The sequence below is a fragment of the Cytobacillus solani genome, from assembly GCF_006704205.1.
Classification (GTDB): domain Bacteria; phylum Bacillota; class Bacilli; order Bacillales; family Cytobacillaceae; genus Cytobacillus; species Cytobacillus solani.
The window spans coordinates 3,544,850-3,566,069 of record NZ_CP041305.1 but is presented as its reverse complement, the minus strand read 5'-3'; the positions used below and the strand labels follow the sequence as shown (position 1 = coordinate 3,566,069).

At 39.8% G+C, this 21,220-nt stretch carries 27 protein-coding genes; 9 read left to right on the top strand and 18 right to left on the bottom strand.

What is annotated here, in order from left to right; genetic code table 11:
• Positions 1–97: 97 nt before the first annotated feature.
• From xerD to FI644_RS17800, 6 genes are all read right to left on the bottom strand, one after another.
• The gene (xerD, locus tag FI644_RS17825; protein ID WP_053476877.1) at positions 98–991 is read right to left on the bottom strand and encodes a site-specific tyrosine recombinase XerD; all 894 of its coding nucleotides are present in this window, start codon (positions 989–991) and stop codon (positions 98–100) included.
• Positions 992–999: 8 nt separating this feature from the next.
• Positions 1,000–1,230 (bottom strand): YqzK family protein, encoded by a 231-nt coding sequence (locus FI644_RS17820; RefSeq protein WP_053477582.1) that lies wholly within the window; start codon positions 1,228–1,230, stop codon positions 1,000–1,002.
• A 129-nt stretch (positions 1,231–1,359) separates the two neighbouring features.
• The gene (fur, locus tag FI644_RS17815; RefSeq protein WP_053476878.1) at positions 1,360–1,836 is read right to left on the bottom strand and encodes a ferric iron uptake transcriptional regulator; all 477 of its coding nucleotides are present in this window, start codon (positions 1,834–1,836) and stop codon (positions 1,360–1,362) included.
• 212 nt (positions 1,837–2,048) lie between these two features.
• On the bottom strand, positions 2,049–2,687 hold the full coding sequence (gene spoIIM / locus FI644_RS17810; RefSeq protein WP_053476879.1) for a stage II sporulation protein M: 639 nt from the start codon (positions 2,685–2,687) through the stop codon (positions 2,049–2,051).
• A gap of 103 nt (positions 2,688–2,790) precedes the next feature.
• Entirely contained in the window at positions 2,791–3,954 is a 1,164-nt protein-coding gene (locus tag FI644_RS17805; protein ID WP_142108679.1) for an endonuclease Q family protein, read from the bottom strand.
• On the bottom strand, positions 3,955–4,506 hold the full coding sequence (locus FI644_RS17800; protein ID WP_053476881.1) for an NUDIX hydrolase: 552 nt from the start codon (positions 4,504–4,506) through the stop codon (positions 3,955–3,957).
• Between the two features lie 77 nt (positions 4,507–4,583).
• Here FI644_RS17800 and mciZ point away from each other — a divergent pair, with 77 nt between their 5' ends.
• A complete protein-coding gene (gene mciZ / locus FI644_RS17795) occupies positions 4,584–4,733 on the top strand; it encodes a Z-ring formation inhibitor MciZ (RefSeq protein ID WP_075209179.1) in 150 nt (49 codons plus the stop codon).
• A 186-nt stretch (positions 4,734–4,919) separates the two neighbouring features.
• Positions 4,920–5,834, top strand: coding sequence for an aldo/keto reductase (locus FI644_RS17790; protein WP_056685471.1), 915 nt, complete (start codon positions 4,920–4,922; stop codon positions 5,832–5,834).
• Positions 5,835–5,996: 162 nt separating this feature from the next.
• Here FI644_RS17790 and FI644_RS17785 read toward each other — a convergent pair whose 3' ends face one another.
• From FI644_RS17785 to FI644_RS17765, 5 genes are all read right to left on the bottom strand, one after another.
• Positions 5,997–6,242: a YqkE family protein gene (locus FI644_RS17785; protein ID WP_053476883.1), complete on the bottom strand. Its 246-nt coding sequence runs from the start codon at positions 6,240–6,242 to the stop codon at positions 5,997–5,999.
• Positions 6,243–6,286: 44 nt separating this feature from the next.
• Complete coding sequence (locus FI644_RS17780) at positions 6,287–6,658, bottom strand: VOC family protein (protein WP_053476884.1); 372 nt, start codon at positions 6,656–6,658, stop codon at positions 6,287–6,289.
• A gap of 62 nt (positions 6,659–6,720) precedes the next feature.
• Positions 6,721–7,389, bottom strand: coding sequence for a CoA transferase subunit B (locus FI644_RS17775; RefSeq protein WP_053476885.1), 669 nt, complete (start codon positions 7,387–7,389; stop codon positions 6,721–6,723).
• Between the two features lie 26 nt (positions 7,390–7,415).
• Positions 7,416–8,105, bottom strand: a complete 690-nt coding sequence (locus FI644_RS17770; protein ID WP_053476886.1) for a CoA transferase subunit A — start codon at positions 8,103–8,105, stop codon at positions 7,416–7,418.
• 54 nt (positions 8,106–8,159) lie between these two features.
• On the bottom strand, positions 8,160–9,347 hold the full coding sequence (locus FI644_RS17765; RefSeq protein WP_053476887.1) for an acetyl-CoA C-acetyltransferase: 1,188 nt from the start codon (positions 9,345–9,347) through the stop codon (positions 8,160–8,162).
• A gap of 425 nt (positions 9,348–9,772) precedes the next feature.
• Between FI644_RS17765 and FI644_RS17760 the strand changes: the two genes are divergently transcribed.
• The 3 genes from FI644_RS17760 to FI644_RS17755 all read left to right on the top strand — a co-directional run bounded on the left by FI644_RS17760 (position 9,773) and on the right by FI644_RS17755 (position 12,214).
• Complete coding sequence (locus FI644_RS17760) at positions 9,773–10,678, top strand: hydroxymethylglutaryl-CoA lyase (RefSeq protein ID WP_053476888.1); 906 nt, start codon at positions 9,773–9,775, stop codon at positions 10,676–10,678.
• A gap of 70 nt (positions 10,679–10,748) precedes the next feature.
• Positions 10,749–10,880, top strand: a complete 132-nt coding sequence (locus tag FI644_RS27160; RefSeq protein ID WP_256376264.1) for a hypothetical protein — start codon at positions 10,749–10,751, stop codon at positions 10,878–10,880.
• 416 nt (positions 10,881–11,296) lie between these two features.
• The gene (locus FI644_RS17755; RefSeq protein ID WP_142108678.1) at positions 11,297–12,214 is read left to right on the top strand and encodes an alpha/beta hydrolase; all 918 of its coding nucleotides are present in this window, start codon (positions 11,297–11,299) and stop codon (positions 12,212–12,214) included.
• A 28-nt stretch (positions 12,215–12,242) separates the two neighbouring features.
• Here the strand turns inward: FI644_RS17755 and FI644_RS17750 are convergent, their stop codons facing one another.
• Positions 12,243–12,776 carry a hypothetical protein gene (locus FI644_RS17750; protein WP_246066964.1) on the bottom strand — a complete coding sequence of 178 codons (534 nt, stop codon included), beginning with the start codon at positions 12,774–12,776 and terminating at the stop codon, positions 12,243–12,245.
• Positions 12,777–13,061: 285 nt separating this feature from the next.
• On the opposite strand from FI644_RS17750, the gene FI644_RS17745 reads away from it, so the two are divergent.
• Both FI644_RS17745 and FI644_RS17740 read left to right on the top strand, forming a co-directional pair.
• Entirely contained in the window at positions 13,062–14,267 is a 1,206-nt protein-coding gene (locus FI644_RS17745; RefSeq protein WP_053476889.1) for a quaternary amine ABC transporter ATP-binding protein, read from the top strand.
• Positions 14,268–14,270: 3 nt separating this feature from the next.
• Positions 14,271–16,001: a glycine betaine ABC transporter substrate-binding protein gene (locus FI644_RS17740; protein WP_053476890.1), complete on the top strand. Its 1,731-nt coding sequence runs from the start codon at positions 14,271–14,273 to the stop codon at positions 15,999–16,001.
• 246 nt (positions 16,002–16,247) lie between these two features.
• Here the strand turns inward: FI644_RS17740 and FI644_RS17735 are convergent, their stop codons facing one another.
• Positions 16,248–16,580 (bottom strand): iron-sulfur cluster biosynthesis family protein, encoded by a 333-nt coding sequence (locus tag FI644_RS17735; RefSeq protein WP_053476891.1) that lies wholly within the window; start codon positions 16,578–16,580, stop codon positions 16,248–16,250.
• Positions 16,581–16,707: 127 nt separating this feature from the next.
• Between FI644_RS17735 and FI644_RS17730 the strand changes: the two genes are divergently transcribed.
• A complete protein-coding gene (locus tag FI644_RS17730; protein ID WP_053476892.1) occupies positions 16,708–16,920 on the top strand; it encodes a CDGSH iron-sulfur domain-containing protein in 213 nt (70 codons plus the stop codon).
• A 30-nt stretch (positions 16,921–16,950) separates the two neighbouring features.
• On the opposite strand, the gene FI644_RS26405 is transcribed toward FI644_RS17730, so the two are convergent.
• The 3 genes from FI644_RS26405 to FI644_RS17720 all read right to left on the bottom strand — a co-directional run bounded on the left by FI644_RS26405 (position 16,951) and on the right by FI644_RS17720 (position 18,797).
• Positions 16,951–17,112: a hypothetical protein gene (locus tag FI644_RS26405; protein WP_053476893.1), complete on the bottom strand. Its 162-nt coding sequence runs from the start codon at positions 17,110–17,112 to the stop codon at positions 16,951–16,953.
• A 73-nt stretch (positions 17,113–17,185) separates the two neighbouring features.
• Positions 17,186–17,518: a YolD-like family protein gene (locus FI644_RS17725; protein ID WP_053476894.1), complete on the bottom strand. Its 333-nt coding sequence runs from the start codon at positions 17,516–17,518 to the stop codon at positions 17,186–17,188.
• Positions 17,519–17,537: 19 nt separating this feature from the next.
• On the bottom strand, positions 17,538–18,797 hold the full coding sequence (locus tag FI644_RS17720) for a Y-family DNA polymerase (RefSeq protein WP_142108676.1): 1,260 nt from the start codon (positions 18,795–18,797) through the stop codon (positions 17,538–17,540).
• Between the two features lie 162 nt (positions 18,798–18,959).
• On the opposite strand from FI644_RS17720, the gene FI644_RS17715 reads away from it, so the two are divergent.
• Positions 18,960–19,160, top strand: a complete 201-nt coding sequence (locus tag FI644_RS17715; protein ID WP_053476896.1) for a YqzH family protein — start codon at positions 18,960–18,962, stop codon at positions 19,158–19,160.
• A gap of 28 nt (positions 19,161–19,188) precedes the next feature.
• On the opposite strand, the gene FI644_RS17710 is transcribed toward FI644_RS17715, so the two are convergent.
• Together FI644_RS17710 and FI644_RS17705 are read right to left on the bottom strand one after the other, a co-directional pair.
• The gene (locus FI644_RS17710) at positions 19,189–19,983 is read right to left on the bottom strand and encodes an SDR family NAD(P)-dependent oxidoreductase (RefSeq protein ID WP_053476899.1); all 795 of its coding nucleotides are present in this window, start codon (positions 19,981–19,983) and stop codon (positions 19,189–19,191) included.
• Between the two features lie 26 nt (positions 19,984–20,009).
• On the bottom strand, positions 20,010–20,969 hold the full coding sequence (locus tag FI644_RS17705; RefSeq protein ID WP_056685484.1) for an MBL fold metallo-hydrolase: 960 nt from the start codon (positions 20,967–20,969) through the stop codon (positions 20,010–20,012).
• Between the last annotated feature and the right edge of the window lie 251 nt (positions 20,970–21,220).

Genomic DNA, 21,220 nt, shown 5'->3' with positions numbered 1-21,220 from the left:
TCTTTACCTTTCTGGGAGGATTGACTTGTGACCTCGAAGGGGTAGGCGCTGGAGCTAGACATCATTATATTTTTTCCGAAGGTACTTCCGCATCACCTTAGGCTCGCGGATGATATTGACTATATACATCTTTTAATCTAGTTTTTGTTACATGAGTGTAAATTTGTGTTGTTGATATATCCGCATGCCCAAGCATTTCTTGTACGGCACGTAAATCCGCCCCATTCTCAAGAAGATGGGTTGCAAAGGAATGCCTGAGCGTATGCGGAGTTAAATCCTTTTCAATACCTGCTTCAGCAGCAAGACGTTTAAGTATTTTCCAGAAGCCTTGTCTGGATAGCCCACGGCCATGATGATTTAAAAATAAGGATTCATCTCTTTGTTTCTTTGAAACAAAGTGGCTTCTTCCGTCATGCAGATACCGGTCAAGTGCTTCTGTAGCTGTCTTTCCAATTGGAATGATTCGCTCCTTATTGCCCTTTCCAATACAGCGAACAAACCCCATAGTTAAATGGACATCTCCAATCTTCAAACCGATTAACTCACTAACCCTGATTCCTGTTGCATATAGTAATTCAAGCATTGCTTTATCACGAAGTCCATAATGATCATGGGCTTTCGGTGAATCTAACAATGTTTCCACCTCTTGCATATTCAATACCTTTGGCAGTGAACGTTCATGCTGAGGAGATTCAATATGTACGGAAGGGTCTTGGTCTACTGCTTTCTCCCTCAAGAGAAATTGATGAAACGCTCTAATTGAAGCAATATGCCTTGCCAAAGTTTTAGATGATTTCCCCTGTTCTTTCAAGCTCTTTAGAAAATGAATGATTTGAACACGCTGGACATCATTCATTGCCGCTATCACTTCAACCTTTTTTAAATACTTTATATAGCTTTTCAGATCTCTCTCATAAGAAACGATTGTATTTTTCGCCAGCCCTTTTTCTACTATTAAATAATGTATGAAATCTTTCAGATTGTCCTCCATGGATGGCCCTACTCTCCATTTAAATAGAAAAGAATTAACCGATCAAACCAGTTTGATGAATTTTCAGCATTTCCGCTAGAGGATACTTTTACAGCAGTGCCCTCTGGTTCATCATAGCGGTGATAATCTTGATATTCTTCATTTAACCACATAATACCATAATAAAAAAGGATTGTGCATCCTGTGAAAAGCACGAACACTTTGAACGTTTGAAAAACAATTTTTAGCCAGGATTTCATCATATTTGTCCCCCACCATATCATTAATAGTAAAAGATATGCCATTTTGGACAAGAATTATACCTGATCCCGCTTATGTTTAGTTTTAAAAATAAAAAACCTTTTCCACTAACAGAAAAGGTTTTTGGGCTATTGTTGTTCAACTTTTTCAGTTTCTTCACTATTGGCTTTATCATGACAACGATAGCAAATGCCATGGAATGTCAAACGATGGTCTTTTATTTTAAAATTCCATCTTCGTTCAACAACTTCTTCAACATCCTCTAATAAATCTTCCTGGATCTCATCTACTGCTCCACATTCAATACATACTAAATGATGATGGAAATGTGCTGCTCCTTCTTGACGAAGATCATAGCGAGAAACCCCATCACCAAAATTAATTTTATCAACAATTTTCAGTTCTGTTAATAATTCAAGTGTTCTATATACAGTTGCCAAGCCTATCTCAGGCGATTTTTCTTTTACAAGGAGGTAGACATCTTCCGCACTTAAATGGTCCTCTTCATTCTCCAGCAAAACGCGAACGGTTGCTTCACGCTGAGGCGTTAATTTATAGCTTGACGAATGCAACTGTTTCTTTATTCTATCAATTCTACTTTCCATCTGAAGTTCCTCCCTCGCCACTAACATTCTCATTATAACAGATTATGGGATAGATTCAAAATAAAATTATTACAAATAAGAGTTGATAATTTATATTATATAATAATTATTATCAAAAGAGAAGAGTAATTATTCGTTATTTAATGAGAAAAGGCGAATAAACCAAACTGGTTTATTCGCCCATTATATATAAGATGAAGTATGTTCTCAAGCTAGAATGAATTGATTACTGATTTCATTAATATTGGTGAGAGCAGTGCCTCAATTCCGGCTGCAGCACATAAAAATAGCACTGCAACAACAAAAGCAAACATATACTTTCCTAACATCGGCATGATCGGCTGACCAACCTTTTTCATAAATTGTCTCCTAATCATTTTTAATGAAAATGCGACTGAGATCGTTGAGGCGACAATGAAGACAGGAATGATAATTAAATTTTGCGGCAAAACTGTAACAAATGAAAGCAAAAAGCCATCCCAGCCCATTTGGTTTACTAAAAATCCAACCGTAAATCCAACAACCATCCCCTTCATAAATAAGAGAATTAGGATGACAGGCAGACCAATGATAGATATTCCTAAAATCCACATTAACCCGATAAATTTCGTATTATGGAAGAAGCTTTGCTTGAATAAGTCATTTGCAGCCGCTACATTTCCGTCCGATACTTGTCCAAAAAATTGTGAGAGGTAAAAAAATAAGTCCTCTTTTTGTGTAAAGCTCAAACTATTCACAATAATTGCTCCGAAAATAACACCCATTAAAAATAATACAACTACAAATAAATAAATTGAGGAATGCTCACGGAAATGATTTGCGACGACGTTCTGGTATATTTTTTTTCTCATTGCGATCCTCCTGCTATATTTCTGTTATTAAATTGTATGCTTGTCCTTGCTTTGTATGACACAAAAAAAGATCTAGTTCTTTTAGGAACTAGACCCTTTTTTATTAATCTGCGATTTTCCCGTATTTCCCTCCGCCGCCAGCAGATAAACTTAGTTTTCCTTCACGTGCTTTGATGATCATTTCCGCTGTTTTTGCTGGAATAATCTGTTCCAATTTTTCTATAGGAACTTCATGTAAGATCGCCATTTCCGTTCCAAAATGATCAAGAAGCTTCTCTAGCATTTTCGGTCCGAGCCCTGGAATAAATTCAAGTGGTACTTGATGGATGTATGGCGGTCGATGAACAGGGGATATGCTTGCTGTTTTTAGTTCAGTAATTCGATCTGCGACTCCTTTAATAAACTTGGAACTGCCGCAATTACTGCATTCTCCCTTTTCAGGATCAAACGGGGCAAAACACTGGGAGCACACGGTCTGATGATACTTTCCAAGGAGTGGATCAAGGCCATAATTAGCTTTTACTTTTCTTCCATCGATTTTTTTCAATGCCTTTTCAAGTTCATTAAAGGTTGGTGCTGCCATCTGAAGAACATGGTATTCTCTAGCAATCTTCTTTAAAGAATGAGCATCAGAATTCGTTACAAATGAATAGTCATGCAGTTCTTTTATTTGATCTGCCATCACAGTATCAGCACTTAGACCGAGCTCAATTCCGTCTATCAGCCTCTTATCAAACACTTCTGTTAATGATTTTTGAACACCTTTTCCGAACAGGCTTTTAAACGGGGTAAAAACATGGGCAGGAATAAATAATCCGCCAAGCTCTTTTACTTTTAATTGGAGCTCCCTGCCTGAAACATAAATTCTTTGTGAGCTAAGTGTGATGTTTTTCAAATGATTCGATAGCCACATCGAAAATTCCCGCATGATGGAAAGAGTAGGAAAATACGCAAGAACATGAATCGGACCGTGACAATTCTCATCATATATTTCCAGCTCTGACCCAGGAATAATCGTTAAGTCCCCATACTGTAAGCCGCCATCAGGATGCTCCGTCACATCACCTGTTTCCATAAGCTCCGCGATTTCCAAAATCACCTCTGGTGAATGGCAATCAATAATCCCAATGATGTTCAATCCTTTTTCATTTCTTGCATGTTCAATAATATTCGTAAAGGTTAAGGATTTAGCCCCTGTTATTTTCACTGGTTTTCCAGATCGTGTTCTTCCGATATGAATATGCAGATCAGAATAATAATTCTCCATTTACTTCTTCAACGCCTTTTGTAATTGCAGAAATTGAACAGCATATGCTGTTTTTGCATCATATATTCTTTGTTCTTTCAAGTATGCTTGCGCTTCTTCTAAAGTGATCTCCATCAAATTGACAAATTCATCCTCATCAAGGGATGCAGCATTTTCCTTTTTCTCCAGCCCTTCAGCTATGTATAGATGGACAATTTCATCTGCAAAACCTGGTGATGTATAAAAAGAGATCAGCCACTCCATTTTCTTGCAGGCATAACCAGTTTCTTCCTCTAATTCCCTTTTAGCACAGGTTTCTGGGGCTTCTCCATGCTCAAGCTTTCCTGCAGGTATCTCGATGATTGTCTTTTCCAGCGCTTTACGGTACTGCTCGACCATGACTATTTTATCATCATCTGTTAACGCCAAAATCGCTACCGCACCTGGGTGCTTAATGATTTCCCGTTTTGAAACGTTTCCATTCGGCAATTCTACATCTTCCACTTGAAGGCTAATCACCTTACCAGTGAAAACTTTCTCTGTATGTAACGTCTTTTCTTCTAGGTGACTCATATTTGCGGCCCACTCCTGTTCTATTCCGATTATGTTCTCTCATACATATTATCATACTTTAATTGGGGGAGCAGACCGTGAAAATATACGTGCATGAGAAAGGGATTACACTCGTCGGAAAAGCATGGGAAATTCGAGCGAAATTAAAAGAATACAGCAAGGATTATTATTTGTTAAAGGATTGGGTTTATTCTTGTACAAAAAACAACAGAAATAAAGAAGATTAATTCCCTTATTTCCTTTAATAAATCATTATTTTTGCAATAATTTCTTTTTATTTGCATTTTCTACAATATTTTTGTGAAAAAATGATTATATTTGCGAAATTCGATCTTTATTTGCATATTCACTTTCATTGCGATTAGCTTTAATTATTTTATACAATAGAAAGAAAAGAAAATTGAGGATATCAAATGAAAAAAAGAAAAGTTGGGAAATCAGATTTATATGTGAGTGAGCTTGGGCTTGGGTGCATGTCCCTTAGTACTGAACCGAAAAAGGCACAGGAAATCATCGAAACTGCACTAGAAGAAGGCATTAATTATTTTGATACTGCTGACCTTTACGATTTCGGTCAAAACGAGCAAATCGTCGGGCAATCATTAAAGCATGTAAGAGACAAAGTCATTATTGCTACGAAAGTCGGAAACCGGTGGGGAGAGGAAATGGATGGCTGGCACTGGGACCCTTCCAAACGATATATTAAAGAAGCAGTTAAGAATAGCTTAACAAGGCTCGGTACAGATTACATTGATTTATACCAGCTCCATGGAGGAACAATGGAGGATCCAATTGATGAAACCATTGAAGCTTTCGAAGAGCTGAAAGCAGAAGGTTTTATCCGTTATTATGGCATTTCCTCGATTCGTCCGAATGTCATACGTGAATACGCGAAAAAATCAAGTATTGTCTCTGTCATGATGCAATACAGTATGTTAGACCGCCGTCCTGATGAGCAGGCAATACCGCTACTACAGGAAAATAACATTAATATTGTTACTAGAGGACCGCTGGCAAAGGGGTTATTAAGTAATAAGATGCTTGAGAAAGCCTCAGAACAAGGCTTTCTCGATTATAGCAACCAAGAATTAAACTCGATTTTACCTTTACTGAGAGAAAAGTTTGCCGATTCCCGGACAACGACGGAGATTGCCCTCCAGTTTAATTTGGCCCAGCCTGTGGTTTCCTCAGTAGTGGCAGGGGCAAGCAAGGTAGAACAGATTAGAGAAAATGCAAAGGCGGTACGGGCCAATCCACTTTCAGAAAATGAAATTTCACTTATTCAATCGATTACTAAAGCGAACAAATATGAACAGCATCGATTATAAAGTCAAACTTCAATCAATGGGGTTTTCTTTCATCCCACTGATTGTTAGTTGAACTAATCGGGCCTTTACGGTCTGTTGATGCCCACTTAGAATTTTTCGTTCCCGTTAATCCGCGATAAACAAAATGACGCTTGCGTTCCAAGCGGCATTTTTATTTCTGCTTTATTTATATTCCTTCCAGTTCAAATTGCTTTCACCTAGCAATTCTTCGAAGCTCTTGTTCTTTTCGCGCAATCGTCTTTCCTCTTTCTTGCGTTGTTCTTCTTCTTCCATTTTCTTATCTTCAGCCGCTTTTAATTGCTGCTTTGTATCTTTTAGTTTTGCCATTAAATCTTGGTTAAGCATATCACCAAGTGTTACTGGCTTATCATCCTTTTTTGGTTGGGAATGCTGTTTTTTCTTTTTCATGGAAATCCCCTCATATAAATAATTTACAAATTATTATATCATTTTCACTTCAAAAATTCGAGAAACTCAATCCGATTTCCGAAGGGATCATCAACGAAAAATCGGTTTCTTCCTTCGATTGGCGGTTCTTCTTTTATGATAATCTCTTGACTTAGCAAGCTTTCACGCAATGCTTCCAAATTTTCTACTACCAATCCCGGATGTGCTTTTTTGGCAGGCACGAAACCTTCTTGAATACCTATATGGATTTCCTGGTTCCCGCACTGAAACCAGCATCCACCACGTTTTCGCAGATTTTCTGGTTTTGGAATTTCCTTAAGTCCGAGGATCTCTCCGAAAAATGTTCTAGCCTGTGATTCACAGCCTTCGGGTGCTGCTAATTGAATATGATCAATTCCCTTAAATGAAAATCTCATGTACATTCTCCTCCTAAAATAGAGAAAAGCACAGCTTTTACAGCCGCACTTTTCAAAATCAATTAATAAGCTTCTGTAAGAACGTTCTCATCTACTTGCAATTCCGCTTCTGTTGATTGAATGATCTCTTCGATCGTAAAGCCCTTTGCTACTTCTATAAGCTTTAAGCCGGACTCCGTTACATCAATAACGGCACGTTCCGTAATGATTCGGTTCACAACCGCTTTTCCTGTTAATGGCAGCGTGCATTTCTTCAAAATTTTTGACTCGCCATTTTTGTTCGTATGATCCATGATGACAATGATTTTCTTTGCTCCATGAACGAGGTCCATCGCGCCGCCCATTCCTTTAATCATTTTACCAGGAATCATCCAATTTGCGAGATCGCCTTTTTCGGAGACCTCCATTCCGCCAAGGATTGCTATATTTACATGACCGCCGCGGATCATGGCAAAGGATTCCGCACTATCAAAGTAAGCAGACCCAGGAATGGCCGTAACTGTTTCTTTCCCCGCATTAATTAAATCAGGATCTACTTCTTCATTTGCAGGATATGGACCAATGCCAAGCAAGCCATTCTCTGATTGCAGCACCACTTCTTTATTATCTGAAATATAATTTGCTACAAGTGTTGGCATGCCAATCCCAAGATTTACATAGAATCCATTTTCAATTTCCTTTTCTGCACGTCTAGCAATTTTTTCTCGAACAGAAGCTTTATCATTAGTCATTTGCAGCGTCTCCTTCCTCATCGTTTTTACTTTTGGACAGTCAGCCTTTCAATTCGTTTTTCTTGGTTTCCTTCGATTAAAGACTGCACATAAATGCTTGGTGTATGAATCCCATTCGGATCAAGCTCACCAATTTCATACAGCTTTTCTACTTCAGCAATTGTTACTTTCCCTGCCGCAGCAATCATGGGGTTAAAGTTCCTTGCCGTCTTGTGATAGACGAGATTTCCCATTTTATCGCCCTTCCACGCTCTCACTAAACTAAAGTCCGCGATCAACGCTTCCTCCAGCAAATATTCTTTTCCATTAAAGATCTTTGTTTCTTTCCCTTCAGCAACTGGCGTACCAACTCCAGCAGGTGTATAAAAGGCAGGAATTCCTGCTCCGCCTGCTCGAATTTTCTCGGCAAGCGTTCCTTGCGGGAGGAGCTCTACCTCAATCTCCCCTGAAAGCACCTGTCTTTCGAACTCTTTATTTTCCCCTACATAGGAACCTACCATTTTCTTAATCTGCTTATTTTTCAAAAGCAGTCCAAGTCCCCAGTCATCCACTCCACAGTTATTCGAAATAACGGTCAAATCCTTCACGCCTTTTTCAACCAATGCAAGGATTAAGTTTTCCGGGATTCCACAGAGACCAAATCCGCCCACCATTAAAACAGCGCCATCATGAATATCCTTCACTGCTTCATTAAAGGAAGTACAAATTGTTTTCATGTCATTCTCCCCCTCTTTTCCGAGAACTTTTTGTTTATATGAATAGGTACTTGTTTATGCCAGTTCAACTACTGTTGCAACACCTTGGCCCCCGCCGATGCAAAGCGTGGCAAGACCTTTTTTTGCCTGCCGCTTCTGCATTTCATGAATCAAAGTGACAAGAATTCTGGCTCCGCTCGCACCAATCGGATGACCTAGCGCGATTGCTCCTCCGTTGACATTAAGAATGTCTTTGTTAAACGCAAGCTCTCTATCAACGGCCAGCGACTGGGCTGCAAATGCTTCATTCGCTTCAATCAGCTCCAACTCTTCCATGGATACAGCTGCTTTTTCAAGCGCTTTTTTTACCGCTTGGACCGGACCAATGCCCATGATGCTTGGATCTACTCCAGCACTTGCATTTCCTTTTATCGTTACAAGTGGCTTGATTCCTAGCTCATCCGCCCTTTTCCTGCTCATAACAACTAGAATAGCTGCACCATCGTTAATCCCTGAAGCATTACCAGCTGTGACACTGCCGTCTTTTTTAAACGCCGGTCTCAGCTTTGCCAGCTTTTCAGCTGTTGTTCCTTTCTTCGGATATTCATCTGTATCAAAAATAATTGGATCGCTTTTTCTTTGCGGGATTTCAACAGGAACAATCTCATCCTTAAATCTGCCTGCTTCAATCGCATTCACTGCCTTTTCTTGACTCGCTGCAGCAAATTCATCCTGCTCTTCTCTTGTTAATTCATATTTTTCGCAAAGATTTTCTGCTGTTACACCCATATGATAATCATTGAATACACATGTTAAGCCATCAGAAGTCATCGTATCGATCAGCTTCTGATCACCCATTTTGAATCCATTGCGGGCATTTTTTAATATGTATGGAGCTTGGCTCATATTTTCTATTCCACCAGCTACCACAACCTCAGCATCCCCGGCGATAATCGCTTGTGTCGCCAAATGGACTGCCTTTAATCCAGAACCGCATACTTTATTGATCGTCATTGCGGAAACGCTTACAGGAAGACCCGCTTTAAGTGCCGCTTGCCTTGCTGGGTTCTGACCAAGCCCTGCCTGCAATACATTTCCAAGAATAACCTCGTCTATTTGCTCAGGCTTCAAACCCGCTTTTTCAAGTGCACCTTTAATTGCCACTGCCCCTAGTTCAGGAGCGGAAATATCCTTTAAACTCCCATTAAAACTGCCAATCGCTGTTCTTACAGCACTTACAATTACTACTTCTGTTTGTGTCATATTTCCCACCCTTTCACAATCAGTTTCAATCATACTATTTCGAGAAAAAACGCAAAAACCCTTTTATTATGTCAAAATTTCTATTATTCTTGCTTTTTAAAAAACAAATTGAATAAAATAAGAGAATAGGAGAGCGCCCGCTCAGTTTGAAGTACAAATGCGTAAGCGCCTTGATCATCGCCGTACAAACGCAGAAGGGACAACGACAGCGATAAAGGAAACACGGTGAGTGAGCGAACCGATGTTGACGCAATCGTTGCGGAGGAGACCTGAAGTTTGATAGGCGATAGGACGCTTGCGCTAAACGTAGACCAAACCTTATACAAAGTACCCACAATATCCGATTTTAGAAATTCCTAGACAAGTAGAAAACGTTTACAACTTTTGATTCTACCCTTATAAACTATGAGACTGGAGAGGAAAACATGACGCTGCAATTACCTGCTAAAGTAACAATTATTGAAGTCGGTCCGCGTGATGGGCTTCAAAACGAAAAAGCTTTTGTGCCTACAGAGATTAAAAAGGAGTTTATTAAGGGATTGAAAATGGCTGGCTTAACAGAAATGGAGCTTACTTCTTTCGTTTCGCCAAAATGGGTTCCGCAAATGGGAGATGCAGCTGAAATTGTCGCTGACTGTCTTGATAACGAAACACGCAACATCGTTTTGGCACCAAACCGTATAGGAATTGAAAGAGTTTATTTGACCAATTGCCAAGCTGTTGCTGTTTTTGTTGGGGTCAGTAATACGTTTAATCGAAAGAATATCAATAAATCTACAAAGGAAAGCATGACTGAGCTCCTGCCGATTATTGGCGAATTAAAGGAGAAAGGATACTTTGTCCGTGCTTGTATTTCCACTGCTTTCTACTGTCCATATGAAGGAAAAATCGAGCCGGATGATACTTTGAGGTTATGCCGACAATTTGTTGATGCTGGTGTTGATGAGCTGAGTGTGGCTGATACCATTGGAATGGCTGCGCCTCATGAATCTTTTGCTTTGTTCAGCAGCTTGAAGCGGGCGTTTACGGATACCTTGCTGACTGCTCATTTCCATGATACGAGGAAGCTTGCCCTTACTAATATATTTGCTGCTTTGCAAGCCGGGATTGACCGGTTCGATACTTCAGCCGGTGGGCTTGGCGGGTGTCCATTTGCTCCCGGGGCCGCAGGAAATGCTGCAACAGAAGATGTCGTCTACATGCTTGAGCGAATGGGGATTCAAACAAATGTTAATTTAGAAAAATTAGTTGAGGCGATTTCAATCGTCACGCCGCATTTATCTCGGGCGATTGAAAGTACCTATTATCGCCTTCATCAACAAAACGTTTAAATAATGAATAAACTTCCCTTTGATCATCCATCTTATTAGGTAAACCATACGAAAAGGGGGACCATTCCAAATGAGCCGGAAACGAGATAAAGGCTTTAGCCAGAAGGGCAAGCCAAATAGTGATACAGTAAATCAAACAATCGCTGCCGAGGAATTAGAAAAGGCGATCCATCCGACGAAACGGCAAAATTCAGAGCAGTAAGCTGGCGGGAGCGATTGACTACCGTTTTATCCTTTTTCCCGGAAAGTCGGTAGCCAATGACAGGGATTGGCTACCCTTCTTACTTTTTTCTCGGGAGTTCGGTCGACAATAACGGCGATTGGATACCCTTCTGTCTTTTTTCTCCAGTGTTCGGTCACCAATAATGGCGATTGGATACCCTTCTGTCTTTTTTCTCCAGTATTCGGTCGACAATAACGGCAATTGGATACCCTTCTGTCTTTTTTCTCCAGTGTTCATTCACCAATAGGGGCGATTGGATACCCTTTTATCTTTTTTCTCCAATGTTCGGCCGACAATAATTAGTGATTATTTTTCCTTTTCCATATAAGTCGAATTCATGTTTTAATCCCCTCCAGAATGGTAAAATAAAGAAAAAGATTATCGGGAGGATCGACATGAAAAGACTGCTTCGTTTAACTCGTTACTTTATTTCTTTCCTTCTCTTTTTCACATCAATCGGTGTTTATTTTACGAATCGGCTTATGTATATGAAGAAGAAAGAAGATCAATTTATTTTGGATCGGGAACAAGGAGCAGGAAGGCTTGATTTAATGGAATATGACGGGCTTCCAAAGAAAGAAGTTCTCATTCCTTCCCCTTTTGGCTATAATCTCAAGACTGTCATTATTGAACCACACAAAAATAATCGCTTTATCATTATTTCTCATGGAGTAACGGAAAATAAAATGAACTCCATTAAATATATGAATCTTTTTTTAGAACGCGAGTTTAATGCAGTGATTTACGATCATCGCCGCCACGGGGAGTCTGGCGGAAAAACAACAAGCTTTGGTCACTATGAAAAATTCGACTTAAAGACCATTGTGGACTGGCTGAAAAAAAAGCACGGTCCAAACATCGAGATAGGGATCCACGGGGAATCGATGGGAGCAGCAACGATGCTGCTTTATGCTGGTATGCTTGAGGATGGTGCAGATTTTTATATTGCAGACTGTCCTTTTTCTGACTTTAAGGAACAGCTTGCTTACCAAATTAAAAGAGAATTGAAGCTGCCGCCAAGGCTTATCCTATCTGTCGGTGATTTATTTTTACGCATGCGGCAAAAGTATTCAATTAAAGATGTTTCCCCGATTTCGGTCATTGAGAATATTCAAAAACCCATTCTCTTTATTCATAGCCAGAAAGATGATTTTATTTTACCGACAATGTCTGAAGCCTTATATGAATTAAAAAAAGGACCCAAAAAGCTTTACTTAGCCTCCAATGGGGTCCATGCACAGTCATTGAACGAGAATAAAAATGATTATGAAAAGGTGATTGATGAGTTTTTAGAGGAATATGTCTTCACATGAATAAAGAGGCCTTGATGCTGGCCTCTTTTTATTTTAGCAGCTTTATTTCATTTTCACTCCCTGACAAACCCCTAGCAGTTTCATAATCCCCTACTTTAAAAAAGTAGCGACCACTATCTTTTTTAATCATTTGTGCTCTTTCCAATCCTTCATTCCCGATCACTTCAATACTGTTAATGCTGCTATCTTCTATTTTTCCATAGATCACAGGGATTCTGTTTTCTAAGTCGCCATTGCCATTATATTCATAGAAAACATTTTTAAAGACAGTCAGCAGTTCATCTTCATCATAATCCCAATGATTATGCCCCGCATTTTCCCATCCGTCCCGATCATTTCCCTTTAAAAAGGCTACTGTGACCGCATCAAATTCCTCTTTCTTTTCATTTTTCTGCCTTGTTACATATAACAGAATTACGCCACCCTTCACTTTTTCTGTATGTATAACTTCTTTTACATTAAATGGGATGTCCTCTTCAATTACCTGATTCATCGGCACTGCCCTGCAGGCTGTCAGCAATAGCATCACTGTTAGCAATACGACAATCCATTTATGATTCACACAGTTCCCTCCACTTTAGCAACATCTTTATCATTAAATGTTGGTTAGGGAGAGAACATACCTGTTTTTTGTAAATTTTGGATAAAGAACAGGATTATTTTAAAATTGTCTTGGCAATCGCAATTAACGCTGCTTTCTTTTCATCCATACTCCTGTACCGCATCATGAGGATTTCATTCAATAAGTTCATGCTTTTTTCCCTTCTCCTTTGGAACCTTTCATACTGAGATACACAATAGGGAAAACTAAATAGGGACTAGGCGATTAATAAAATGAGGTGATTTGGTGAATCCATATGTAGAAGTCAGGAATGTCTCGAAGATTTTTGGTAAATCTCCTAAAGTTGCCATTGATTTATTGAAACAGGGCAAATCAAAGAAAGAAATCTTAAAAGAAACAGGGCTCACGGTTGGTGTTAATAATGTTAGTTTTAAAATTTATCCCAGTGAAATTTTTGTCATCATGGGTTTATCTGGAAGCGGAAAATCAACCTTAATTCGAATGTTTAACAGGCTGATCGATCCTACAATTGGAGAAATACTAATAAAAAATGAAGATATCGTTAAAATGAATGCCGCAAGATTACGGGAAACCAGACAAAAAAGAATCAGTATGGTTTTTCAAAACTTTGCCCTTTTTCCACATAAAACAATTCTCGAAAACGCTGAATTTGGTCTTGAAATTAAGAAAGTCGCTCCGGATGAACGCCGCAAAAAAGCGATGCAGGCTTTAGAAGCTGTCGGGTTAAAAGGTTACGAACATCAATACCCATCACAATTAAGCGGTGGAATGCAACAAAGGGTTGGTCTAGCTAGAGCTCTTGCAAGCGATACAGATATTATCTTGATGGACGAAGCCTTCAGCGCCCTAGATCCGTTAATTCGTAAAGATATGCAGGATGAATTAATGGGCATTCAAGAACAATACCAGAAAACGATTATTTTTATCACCCATGATTTAGATGAAGCACTAAGAATTGGGGATCGAATTGCCCTGATGAAAGATGGCAGTGTCATTCAATTAGGGACACCTGAAGAAATTATGATCAAGCCCGCAAATGAATTTGTTGAAAAGTTTGTTGAAGATGTTGATTTATCGAAGATCATAACAGCCTCACATGTGATGAAGCGAGGAGAAAAAATCGGTGTAGACCGAGGTCCAAGGGTTGCGTTGGAAATAATGCGGAATCAAGGATATTCCAGCATATTTATCGTAGACCGTAAAAATAAATTGTTGGGGGCAATTACTGCTGAACAAGCACGTCAAGCCATTGATCAAAATCAAACCATTGCCGAAGCCATGACCACAGATATCCCAACGGTTTCAGAAGATACATTACTTACAGATCTGATGGATGTGATTGCAACATCCAATTTGCCGATATCTGTTATTGATGAAGAAAATCGATTCAAAGGAATTGTGATACGCGGGGCCGTTATTGGTGCTTTAACGGGAAATAAAGATTCTTTGAATGAATTGGAGAGTGACTAATAAATGGATATTCCCAAAATTCCCTTAGGAGAATGGGTAGATTCTTTTGTCGCATGGTTAACCATTGCATGGGCTGGACTTTTTACCTTTATAACCAATTTAATCGATGGTTTATTGGATGTTATAGCGGATGTATTAAGTGTAGGACCTCCTATCATCTTAATTCTCATCTTGACTCTTTTAGTTACCTATACAAGCAGATGGCCATTAGGAGTTTTTACGTTCATTAGTTTACTATTGATTGATAATCTTGGTTATTGGGATTCAAGTATACAAACTCTTGCGATTGTATTATTATCGGGATTGCTTACGATCATTATTGGTATCCCTATTGGAATATGGTGTGCGCAAAGAAAAACAGTGCAGAGCATCGTTACACCTATTTTAGACTTTATGCAGACCATGCCTGCATTTGTGTATTTAATTCCATCCATTTTATTTTTCGGGATTGGAGTCGTACCAGGAATTATCGCTTCCTTTATTTTCGCTATTGCACCAACCATTCGTATGACAAATCTTGGTATTCAGAAAGTGCCTAAAGATTTAATTGAAGCGTCGAATGCTTTTGGTGCAACTACCAGTCAAAAATTGTTCAAAGTTCAATTACCTTTGGCAACTCCAACCATTTTGGCTGGGGTTAACCAAAGTATTATGCTTGCCCTATCAATGGTTGTTACCGCTTCATTAGTTGGGGCGCCTGGACTTGGAGCAGATGTTTACCGGGCAGTTAGTCAAATTGACGTTGGGCAAGGCTTTGAAGCTGGATTATCGATCGTCTTCATCGCCATCATTCTTGACCGTATCACGCAAAACTTACGTAAGCCGGCTTATGGGCATGCTGTGAAGCCTAAAATAGTCTTTTCTATTTTTGCTTTACTTGCAGTTGGTACAGCTATTGTATTAGCGATTCCAAAAGACAAGGCTGCTGTGAATGGAAATGTGAATGGGATTGGTGCCCAAACAGAATACGAAATTGTTGGGATTGAACCTGGAGCAGGCTTGATGGGGTTGACAAGTACAGCACTAGAAGATTACCAGTTAGATGATTGGACGTTACTTGAAGGCTCTTCTGCTGCAATGGTTGCTGAACTGCAGAAAGCCTATAATAATCAAGAACCCATTATTATCACTGGATGGTCACCACATTGGATGTTCTCCGCATTCGATTTGAAATATCTCGACGACCCGAAAGGATCCTTTGGTGGGGCTGAAAGTATTCATACAATCGTAAGAAAAGGTCTTGAACAAGATGCACCTGGTGCCTATAAAATCCTTGATCAATTTTCTTGGGAACCAAGTGATATGGAAGCCGTGATGGTCGATATTACAGATGGAATGGATCCAACAGAAGCGGCTGAAAAGTGGGTTGATGCCAATCCTGACAAAGTTTCTGAATGGAAAAACGGTGCCCAATCAGGAAGTGGCCAACCGATCAACCTTGTTTTTGTTGCTTGGGACACAGAAATAGCTAGTACATATGTTATTGGCAAGGTTCTTGAGCAAAATGGTTATGATGTGACATTAAGCCAAGTTGAAGTTGGGCCAATGTTTGCTGGTGTAGCCAATGGAAGTGTGGATGGGATGGTTGGTGCATGGCTCCCAACTACGCATGTTGAGTATTATAATACCTATAAGAAGGATTTCATTGACCTTGGACAAAATCTTCATGGGACGAAGAATGGACTAGTTGTACCAGAGTATGTCGACATTGATTCGATTGAAGATTTGAAATAAAATAATGAGAGAGTGTCCTTCTGGAGACTCTCTCCAAAAAAATTATATTGGTATTTTTAAAAAATACTGTGCAACAGGTAGACATGCTAGGAACTGTATATAATAGGAGCTAAAAAAGGATAAAGAGGATGGGGTGATAATAGTTGTTCATAAATCTATTAAGGTACATACCTATCTGCTTGTGTGGAAAATAAAAAGTGAAACTTCTAAGAGAGGCCCCCGCTTGAAGTTTCACTTTTTACCATGCTATTTAACTATTTTTCGGTCATACAAACTCATTCTTGGATTTAAGTATTGATTTGGACTTTTTAATTGAAAGCAGTTCGCTTTCTCCGAAAAATCGATTGTCATTGTTTCCTCAAAAAAGACTTCCTTTGATTTTTCAATATAGATACTGCCAATATTTGTTTTAATCTCATGGTCATCATCGTCTAGCTCATTTACGAGCCAAAGAGCTGATACACCACTGACCACACATCCGCAGCCTTCTGTATCGTATTTTAGCTTTAGGCAGCCATTTTTGCCGGCTATTTTCGCTTTTATTTTATTTGCTGCTTCCTCGGTTACGATAATTTCCAATTATATAACCCCCTCTATCGCTTGATTTTATCATAAATTGGCATGTAGACCCTTTCTATTGCTTTTTTCCTCCATTCCCTTTAACATCAGAGGAAAATATGTCAATTTTGTGAAGGGATAGATATGTATGTCAAAGGTTACAATTAAAGTGAATGATAATGGTTCTTATCGTATTACTGGTGATGTTGAGCTCGTTGACGCGGAAGGAAATCCATTTGTTACGAAGCCAACATTTTCGCTATGCAGATGTGGAAGGTCGTCCAACGCTCCATTTTGTGATGGAAGCCATAAAGGTGTATTTGAATCTGTTGTTCGTGCACCGAAGCCAGCTGAGGATTAAATTAGGGGATATAAAGAAAAAGCGAGGAATTCAACCTCGCTTTTTCTTGTCATTTCCAGCCTTTGCTGGGGTCACTTCTTCCTCATCCATCATTCCTTGGAGATTTTCCCGATCCATCCTCGTGCTATCCTCTCCTGCACCTGGAGCAATCGTCGACATGGGAAGCTGTTCAAGCTCTTTTCCTCTTGGCACAAGAATCACCTCCTACATGTTAAGTTGCTTCAATCATTGGAAAACTAGCCCTTCTTTTTACATTTTTTCATTTTCAATCCGTAAACCGCACATCGGCTATCTCAGAAATTCGAATTTGATGTACCTCCCCGAAGTGATCGACAATATGCACTTTATGATTGATTTCATCCCAATAATGAATGTTCCCAATGACGAGATGGTAATTTTTATGCTGATAGTAGGTAAGTGTCACCGCTCTTCCATATTCCATTGCCTCGGAAATACAGTCGTTCATGCTTTCTAATGCCTGCTCGTCAATTTCCCGCTTTTGTTCGTGCCTATCTTCCTCGGCCCAGTCTCTCAATAACTTTACATGTTCAGGAAGCATCATTGCTGTCCATTTTATTCTGCCGCGATCCCGAATCATATGATTGATCCTCCCTTGTCTACATTTTATGACCGCCAACAAGTGTTGCTCGGTGTTTAGCAGTTCCTGCGCTTGTATAAGAAACGGCCCTCAAAAGAGCACAAGCTCCAAATTTAGAACGAATATGGTCAACGGTGTAGCCTAACTCCCGCTTCTTCCAGCCATTCGCATCAAAAAGATTTAGCTGCATTTCCGTATCATCAACAAGCTTGCTAAGTGAAATAGAAATTTGCCTAACGGTTTTACCTTCATAATGTTTGTGAAAAAGTTTTAAACAGACACCGTAAATTTCCATTGTGATATTCGTCGGCTCATCGATTGTTTGGGAACGATAAAAACCGCCGCCAAATTCATCTTGGCTATAGCTGACGCCAAAACTAACAGTGCGTGCGGCTTTTCGATGGTCTCGTGCCCTTCTTGCTACCTCCTCACACATTTCCAACATAACAGCCTTGATTTCATGCTCTTCTTTGTAATCCCGTAACAAAATTTGACTTTTCCCAAAACTGATTTGCCCTTCCATGATCGGTGCACCCAAGTCTGAAAGGTCAATTCCCCATGCATGATGGTACAGCTGATTGCCCATAACCCCAAACTTTTTTTCAAGTTTTTCTAAATCATATTTGGCTAACTGGCCAACTGAAAAAATCCCCATCCCATTCAGCGTTTTTTCCACACGGCGCCCGATTCCCCACATTTCCCTTAAAGGAGAAACTTTCCATAGTTTTGTTTGGACATCCTCATATGTCCATTGAGCAATTTCTTTCGTTTTTGCCTCTAAATCAAGCACAAGCTTGGCCAGCAGCATGTTTGGTCCAATTCCAATAGCACACGGCAATTGAAATTCCCGCTCAATATCATCTTTTATTTTCCTTGCAATCGTAAATGCATCCCCCCAAAGATGAAGGACACTATCGACTTTAATAAAACTCTCATCCACGCTGTACACATGAATGTCCTCCTTCGGGACATAGCGATTAAAAACACGTGTAATTTCAGCAGCAACTCTTAAATATGTTGCCATTTTCGGTTCATCAATGATGATCCGCGAGTCATTCGGAACTTCGTAAAGGCGAGCACCTGTCTTTATTCCAAATACCTTTTTCATCTGGGGAGATGCTGCCAAAACAACACTCCCCTTTCGCTCCTGATTGCCGGCTACAACAAGATAGCACTCAAGCGGATCAAGCCCTCGCATGACAGCAGAGCAGCTTGCATAAAAACTTTTCATATCAACACACAGAATTTTGTTCTTTGGCATCATGCTGTAATCAATCATATTCGTCATCTCCTAAAACCAAAGGGAACGTTTGTTCTGATTATATCCATTATATTAATCGAATATACGTTCGTTTACAACAGGAATTTATCGACTAATTTCTTAAACGTGAGAAGCTATTCCCCCCTTAGCATGTATAATCTTGTAGAAGGAGGCAAAAAAATGGATCGTAAACTTATTTTAAAAATGGTACAAAACTGCTTGAAGCAATACAATGAGGATGGCGATTCGATCACACTAAACAGCAAAACATTCGAGGAGATCTATAATAAAATTATTGCAACAAAAAAAGAGGAAGATGATTTGCATGATATCGTTAATGATGTTGTTTACGGTTACATAACGGATTCCCCTTATTTTTAGACAAAAAAAAACCGCCAAGAACTGGCGGCTATTTTTTTTCGAACGCCTTTCGGCCAAGCCGTTCGAACATACGGGGAAAAAGTGCGTAAACAATACTTCCTGCATTCATCCAGCGCGGCAAATTAATTTCTCTAGTAGGAGTAAGCATGGCATCAACAACTTTTCTTGCCACATACGTGGGTTTTAACATGTATCTCTGTACATTTTTAACATATGTGCCTTTTTCATCAGCAATTGTAAAAAAGTCCGTTTCTATCGGTCCTGGATTCACAGCTGTTACATAGACATTCGTGCGGGCAAGCTCCATCCGAAGGCTGTTTGTATACCCGAGAACCGCATGCTTCGTTGCGGAATATACACTCGATTTTGGCGTCGCAATTTTCCCAGCCTGGGAAGCAATATTAATAATGTGTCCGCTTTGCTTCTGCCTCATTTTTGGCAGCACCATACTTGTACAAGCCATCAATCCGACAACATTTACATCAAACATTCCCTTTATTTCATCAATTTTTGCCTCATGGGCCTCACGGAAAATCCCGAAGCCAGCATTATTCACAAGGACATCGACGTGATCAATCTTAGCAAGTATGTTTGAAAAAACAGCCTGCACATCATCCGTATTGGAAACATCAAGTTTATGTACGTCAACTTGAACATGAAATTGATTTTCTAATTGTGTCTTCAAGGCATTAAGCTTTTCAAAATTTCGGGCGAGCAGCACAAGATTCGCCCCGCTCTTGGCACAAAGCGCAGCCATTTCTGCTCCAATTCCCCCTGACGCTCCTGTAATAATTATATTTTTATTTTTTAATCGATCAGACATGCAGTTACCTCACTTTGACTTTAGAACTAAACATAATATAAAAATGCTTTCTCCTCTTTACTTACCTTAATTTCCCCGATTGCATACAAATAGTCAAGCTGGGCGATTGTTTCAGAGATAGTAAGAGAAAGCTCCCTTTCATAGACCGTTGGAAACAGCCGGCGGCAAATGTCAAAAACAGTAAGCCTTTCTGTCTCAAGCCATTTTCTTACATCCATTGCTCTGTCGCGCTGGCGAGACAATCTTTTTTCAATTAGCATGTTCACCTGATAAATATCGTCGCCATGTCCCGAATAAACGAGCTGAATCGGAAGCGTCGAAAGCTTTCTTAATGATTCATTGTATTGTAATTGGGGTTTCGGACGCACCGTTTCGCCTGGAAGAGGCGGTTCTAATAATGGATTCGGCGAGATATGGGCGAGCAAATGATCCCCGCCTATATACACGCCGTCCTTTTCACGCAGGAGACCGATATGGCTCTGGGCATGTCCCGGTGTTTCAATCACCATCCACTCCTCCAGACCAACAGGCGTATCTCCTTCTGCCAATTCACCGGTAAGAGAACGATGGCATGCAAAACGCAGCGTTTTTTTCAATGCCCCAATGAGCGGAAAATATTGTTCGGGAATGCCAAATTCACCAAAAAGCTGATGATAAAATTCGTCATGTGCCTCTAGAAACTGATCGGTACGGGAAAGCCATCTTTGATTAAATCGATGCCCATACACTTCCAAGGCTGGTGAAAAATAATCCAGCAGACCTGAATGATCCGGGTGATGATGGGTGAGCACGACCTGCTCAATATCCTCTGGTGTTAATGCTAACTCCTTCAGCTGCTCAGTCAATGCCTCCCATGCCTCTTCTGTTTTCGGCCCAACATCAACGAGTGTCAGCCTCTCTCCCTTCACCACATATACATTTACATCTCCGACTGGAAAAGGGGTCGGGATGATTAGTTTTGCAATGCCGTCTTTCCACTGTGCCATTTTTCCAACTCCTCAAAAATTACTATTTCTCGATAGGATTATCTTCACGTATTTTTGCTGACTTCCGTGTATATAAATAAGTGTAACCCTCTTTTAGGTAATTGTCATTATTTTCACATAATTAATTAGTACTGGAAACAATCGTGAGACAAATATAGCGGTTTTTCCCCTAATGTTCGGAACCACTGACGATTGAATATTCACATTCTTCACATAAGTATTTAGTGTTCTTTTAAAAGAATATCTGTTAT

What these genes read in the sequence shown, in the direction of transcription:
- xerD (WP_053476877.1), bottom strand. Translation starts at nt 991, where the DNA reads ATGGAGGACAATCTGAAAGATTTCATACATTATTTAATAGTAGAAAAA.
- FI644_RS17790 (WP_056685471.1), top strand. Translation starts at nt 4,920, where the DNA reads ATGAAAAAAAGAAAAGTTGGGAAATCAGATTTATATGTGAGTGAGCTT.
- FI644_RS17715 (WP_053476896.1), top strand. Translation starts at nt 18,960, where the DNA reads ATGGATCGTAAACTTATTTTAAAAATGGTACAAAACTGCTTGAAGCAA.
- FI644_RS17775 (WP_053476885.1), bottom strand. Translation starts at nt 7,389, where the DNA reads ATGACTAATGATAAAGCTTCTGTTCGAGAAAAAATTGCTAGACGTGCA.
- FI644_RS17770 (WP_053476886.1), bottom strand. Translation starts at nt 8,105, where the DNA reads ATGAAAACAATTTGTACTTCCTTTAATGAAGCAGTGAAGGATATTCAT.
- FI644_RS17800 (WP_053476881.1), bottom strand. Translation starts at nt 4,506, where the DNA reads ATGAGTCACCTAGAAGAAAAGACGTTACATACAGAGAAAGTTTTCACT.
- FI644_RS17785 (WP_053476883.1), bottom strand. Translation starts at nt 6,242, where the DNA reads ATGAAAAAGAAAAAACAGCATTCCCAACCAAAAAAGGATGATAAGCCA.
- FI644_RS17740 (WP_053476890.1), top strand. Translation starts at nt 14,271, where the DNA reads ATGGATATTCCCAAAATTCCCTTAGGAGAATGGGTAGATTCTTTTGTC.
- FI644_RS17705 (WP_056685484.1), bottom strand. Translation starts at nt 20,969, where the DNA reads ATGGCACAGTGGAAAGACGGCATTGCAAAACTAATCATCCCGACCCCT.
- FI644_RS17725 (WP_053476894.1), bottom strand. Translation starts at nt 17,518, where the DNA reads ATGATTCGGGATCGCGGCAGAATAAAATGGACAGCAATGATGCTTCCT.
- FI644_RS17820 (WP_053477582.1), bottom strand. Translation starts at nt 1,230, where the DNA reads ATGAAATCCTGGCTAAAAATTGTTTTTCAAACGTTCAAAGTGTTCGTG.
- FI644_RS17720 (WP_142108676.1), bottom strand. Translation starts at nt 18,797, where the DNA reads ATGATTGATTACAGCATGATGCCAAAGAACAAAATTCTGTGTGTTGAT.
- FI644_RS27160 (WP_256376264.1), top strand. Translation starts at nt 10,749, where the DNA reads ATGAGCCGGAAACGAGATAAAGGCTTTAGCCAGAAGGGCAAGCCAAAT.
- FI644_RS17755 (WP_142108678.1), top strand. Translation starts at nt 11,297, where the DNA reads ATGAAAAGACTGCTTCGTTTAACTCGTTACTTTATTTCTTTCCTTCTC.
- FI644_RS17710 (WP_053476899.1), bottom strand. Translation starts at nt 19,983, where the DNA reads ATGTCTGATCGATTAAAAAATAAAAATATAATTATTACAGGAGCGTCA.
- FI644_RS17760 (WP_053476888.1), top strand. Translation starts at nt 9,773, where the DNA reads ATGACGCTGCAATTACCTGCTAAAGTAACAATTATTGAAGTCGGTCCG.
- fur (WP_053476878.1), bottom strand. Translation starts at nt 1,836, where the DNA reads ATGGAAAGTAGAATTGATAGAATAAAGAAACAGTTGCATTCGTCAAGC.
- FI644_RS17780 (WP_053476884.1), bottom strand. Translation starts at nt 6,658, where the DNA reads ATGAGATTTTCATTTAAGGGAATTGATCATATTCAATTAGCAGCACCC.
- FI644_RS17765 (WP_053476887.1), bottom strand. Translation starts at nt 9,347, where the DNA reads ATGACACAAACAGAAGTAGTAATTGTAAGTGCTGTAAGAACAGCGATT.
- spoIIM (WP_053476879.1), bottom strand. Translation starts at nt 2,687, where the DNA reads ATGAGAAAAAAAATATACCAGAACGTCGTCGCAAATCATTTCCGTGAG.
- FI644_RS17730 (WP_053476892.1), top strand. Translation starts at nt 16,708, where the DNA reads ATGTCAAAGGTTACAATTAAAGTGAATGATAATGGTTCTTATCGTATT.
- FI644_RS17805 (WP_142108679.1), bottom strand. Translation starts at nt 3,954, where the DNA reads ATGGAGAATTATTATTCTGATCTGCATATTCATATCGGAAGAACACGA.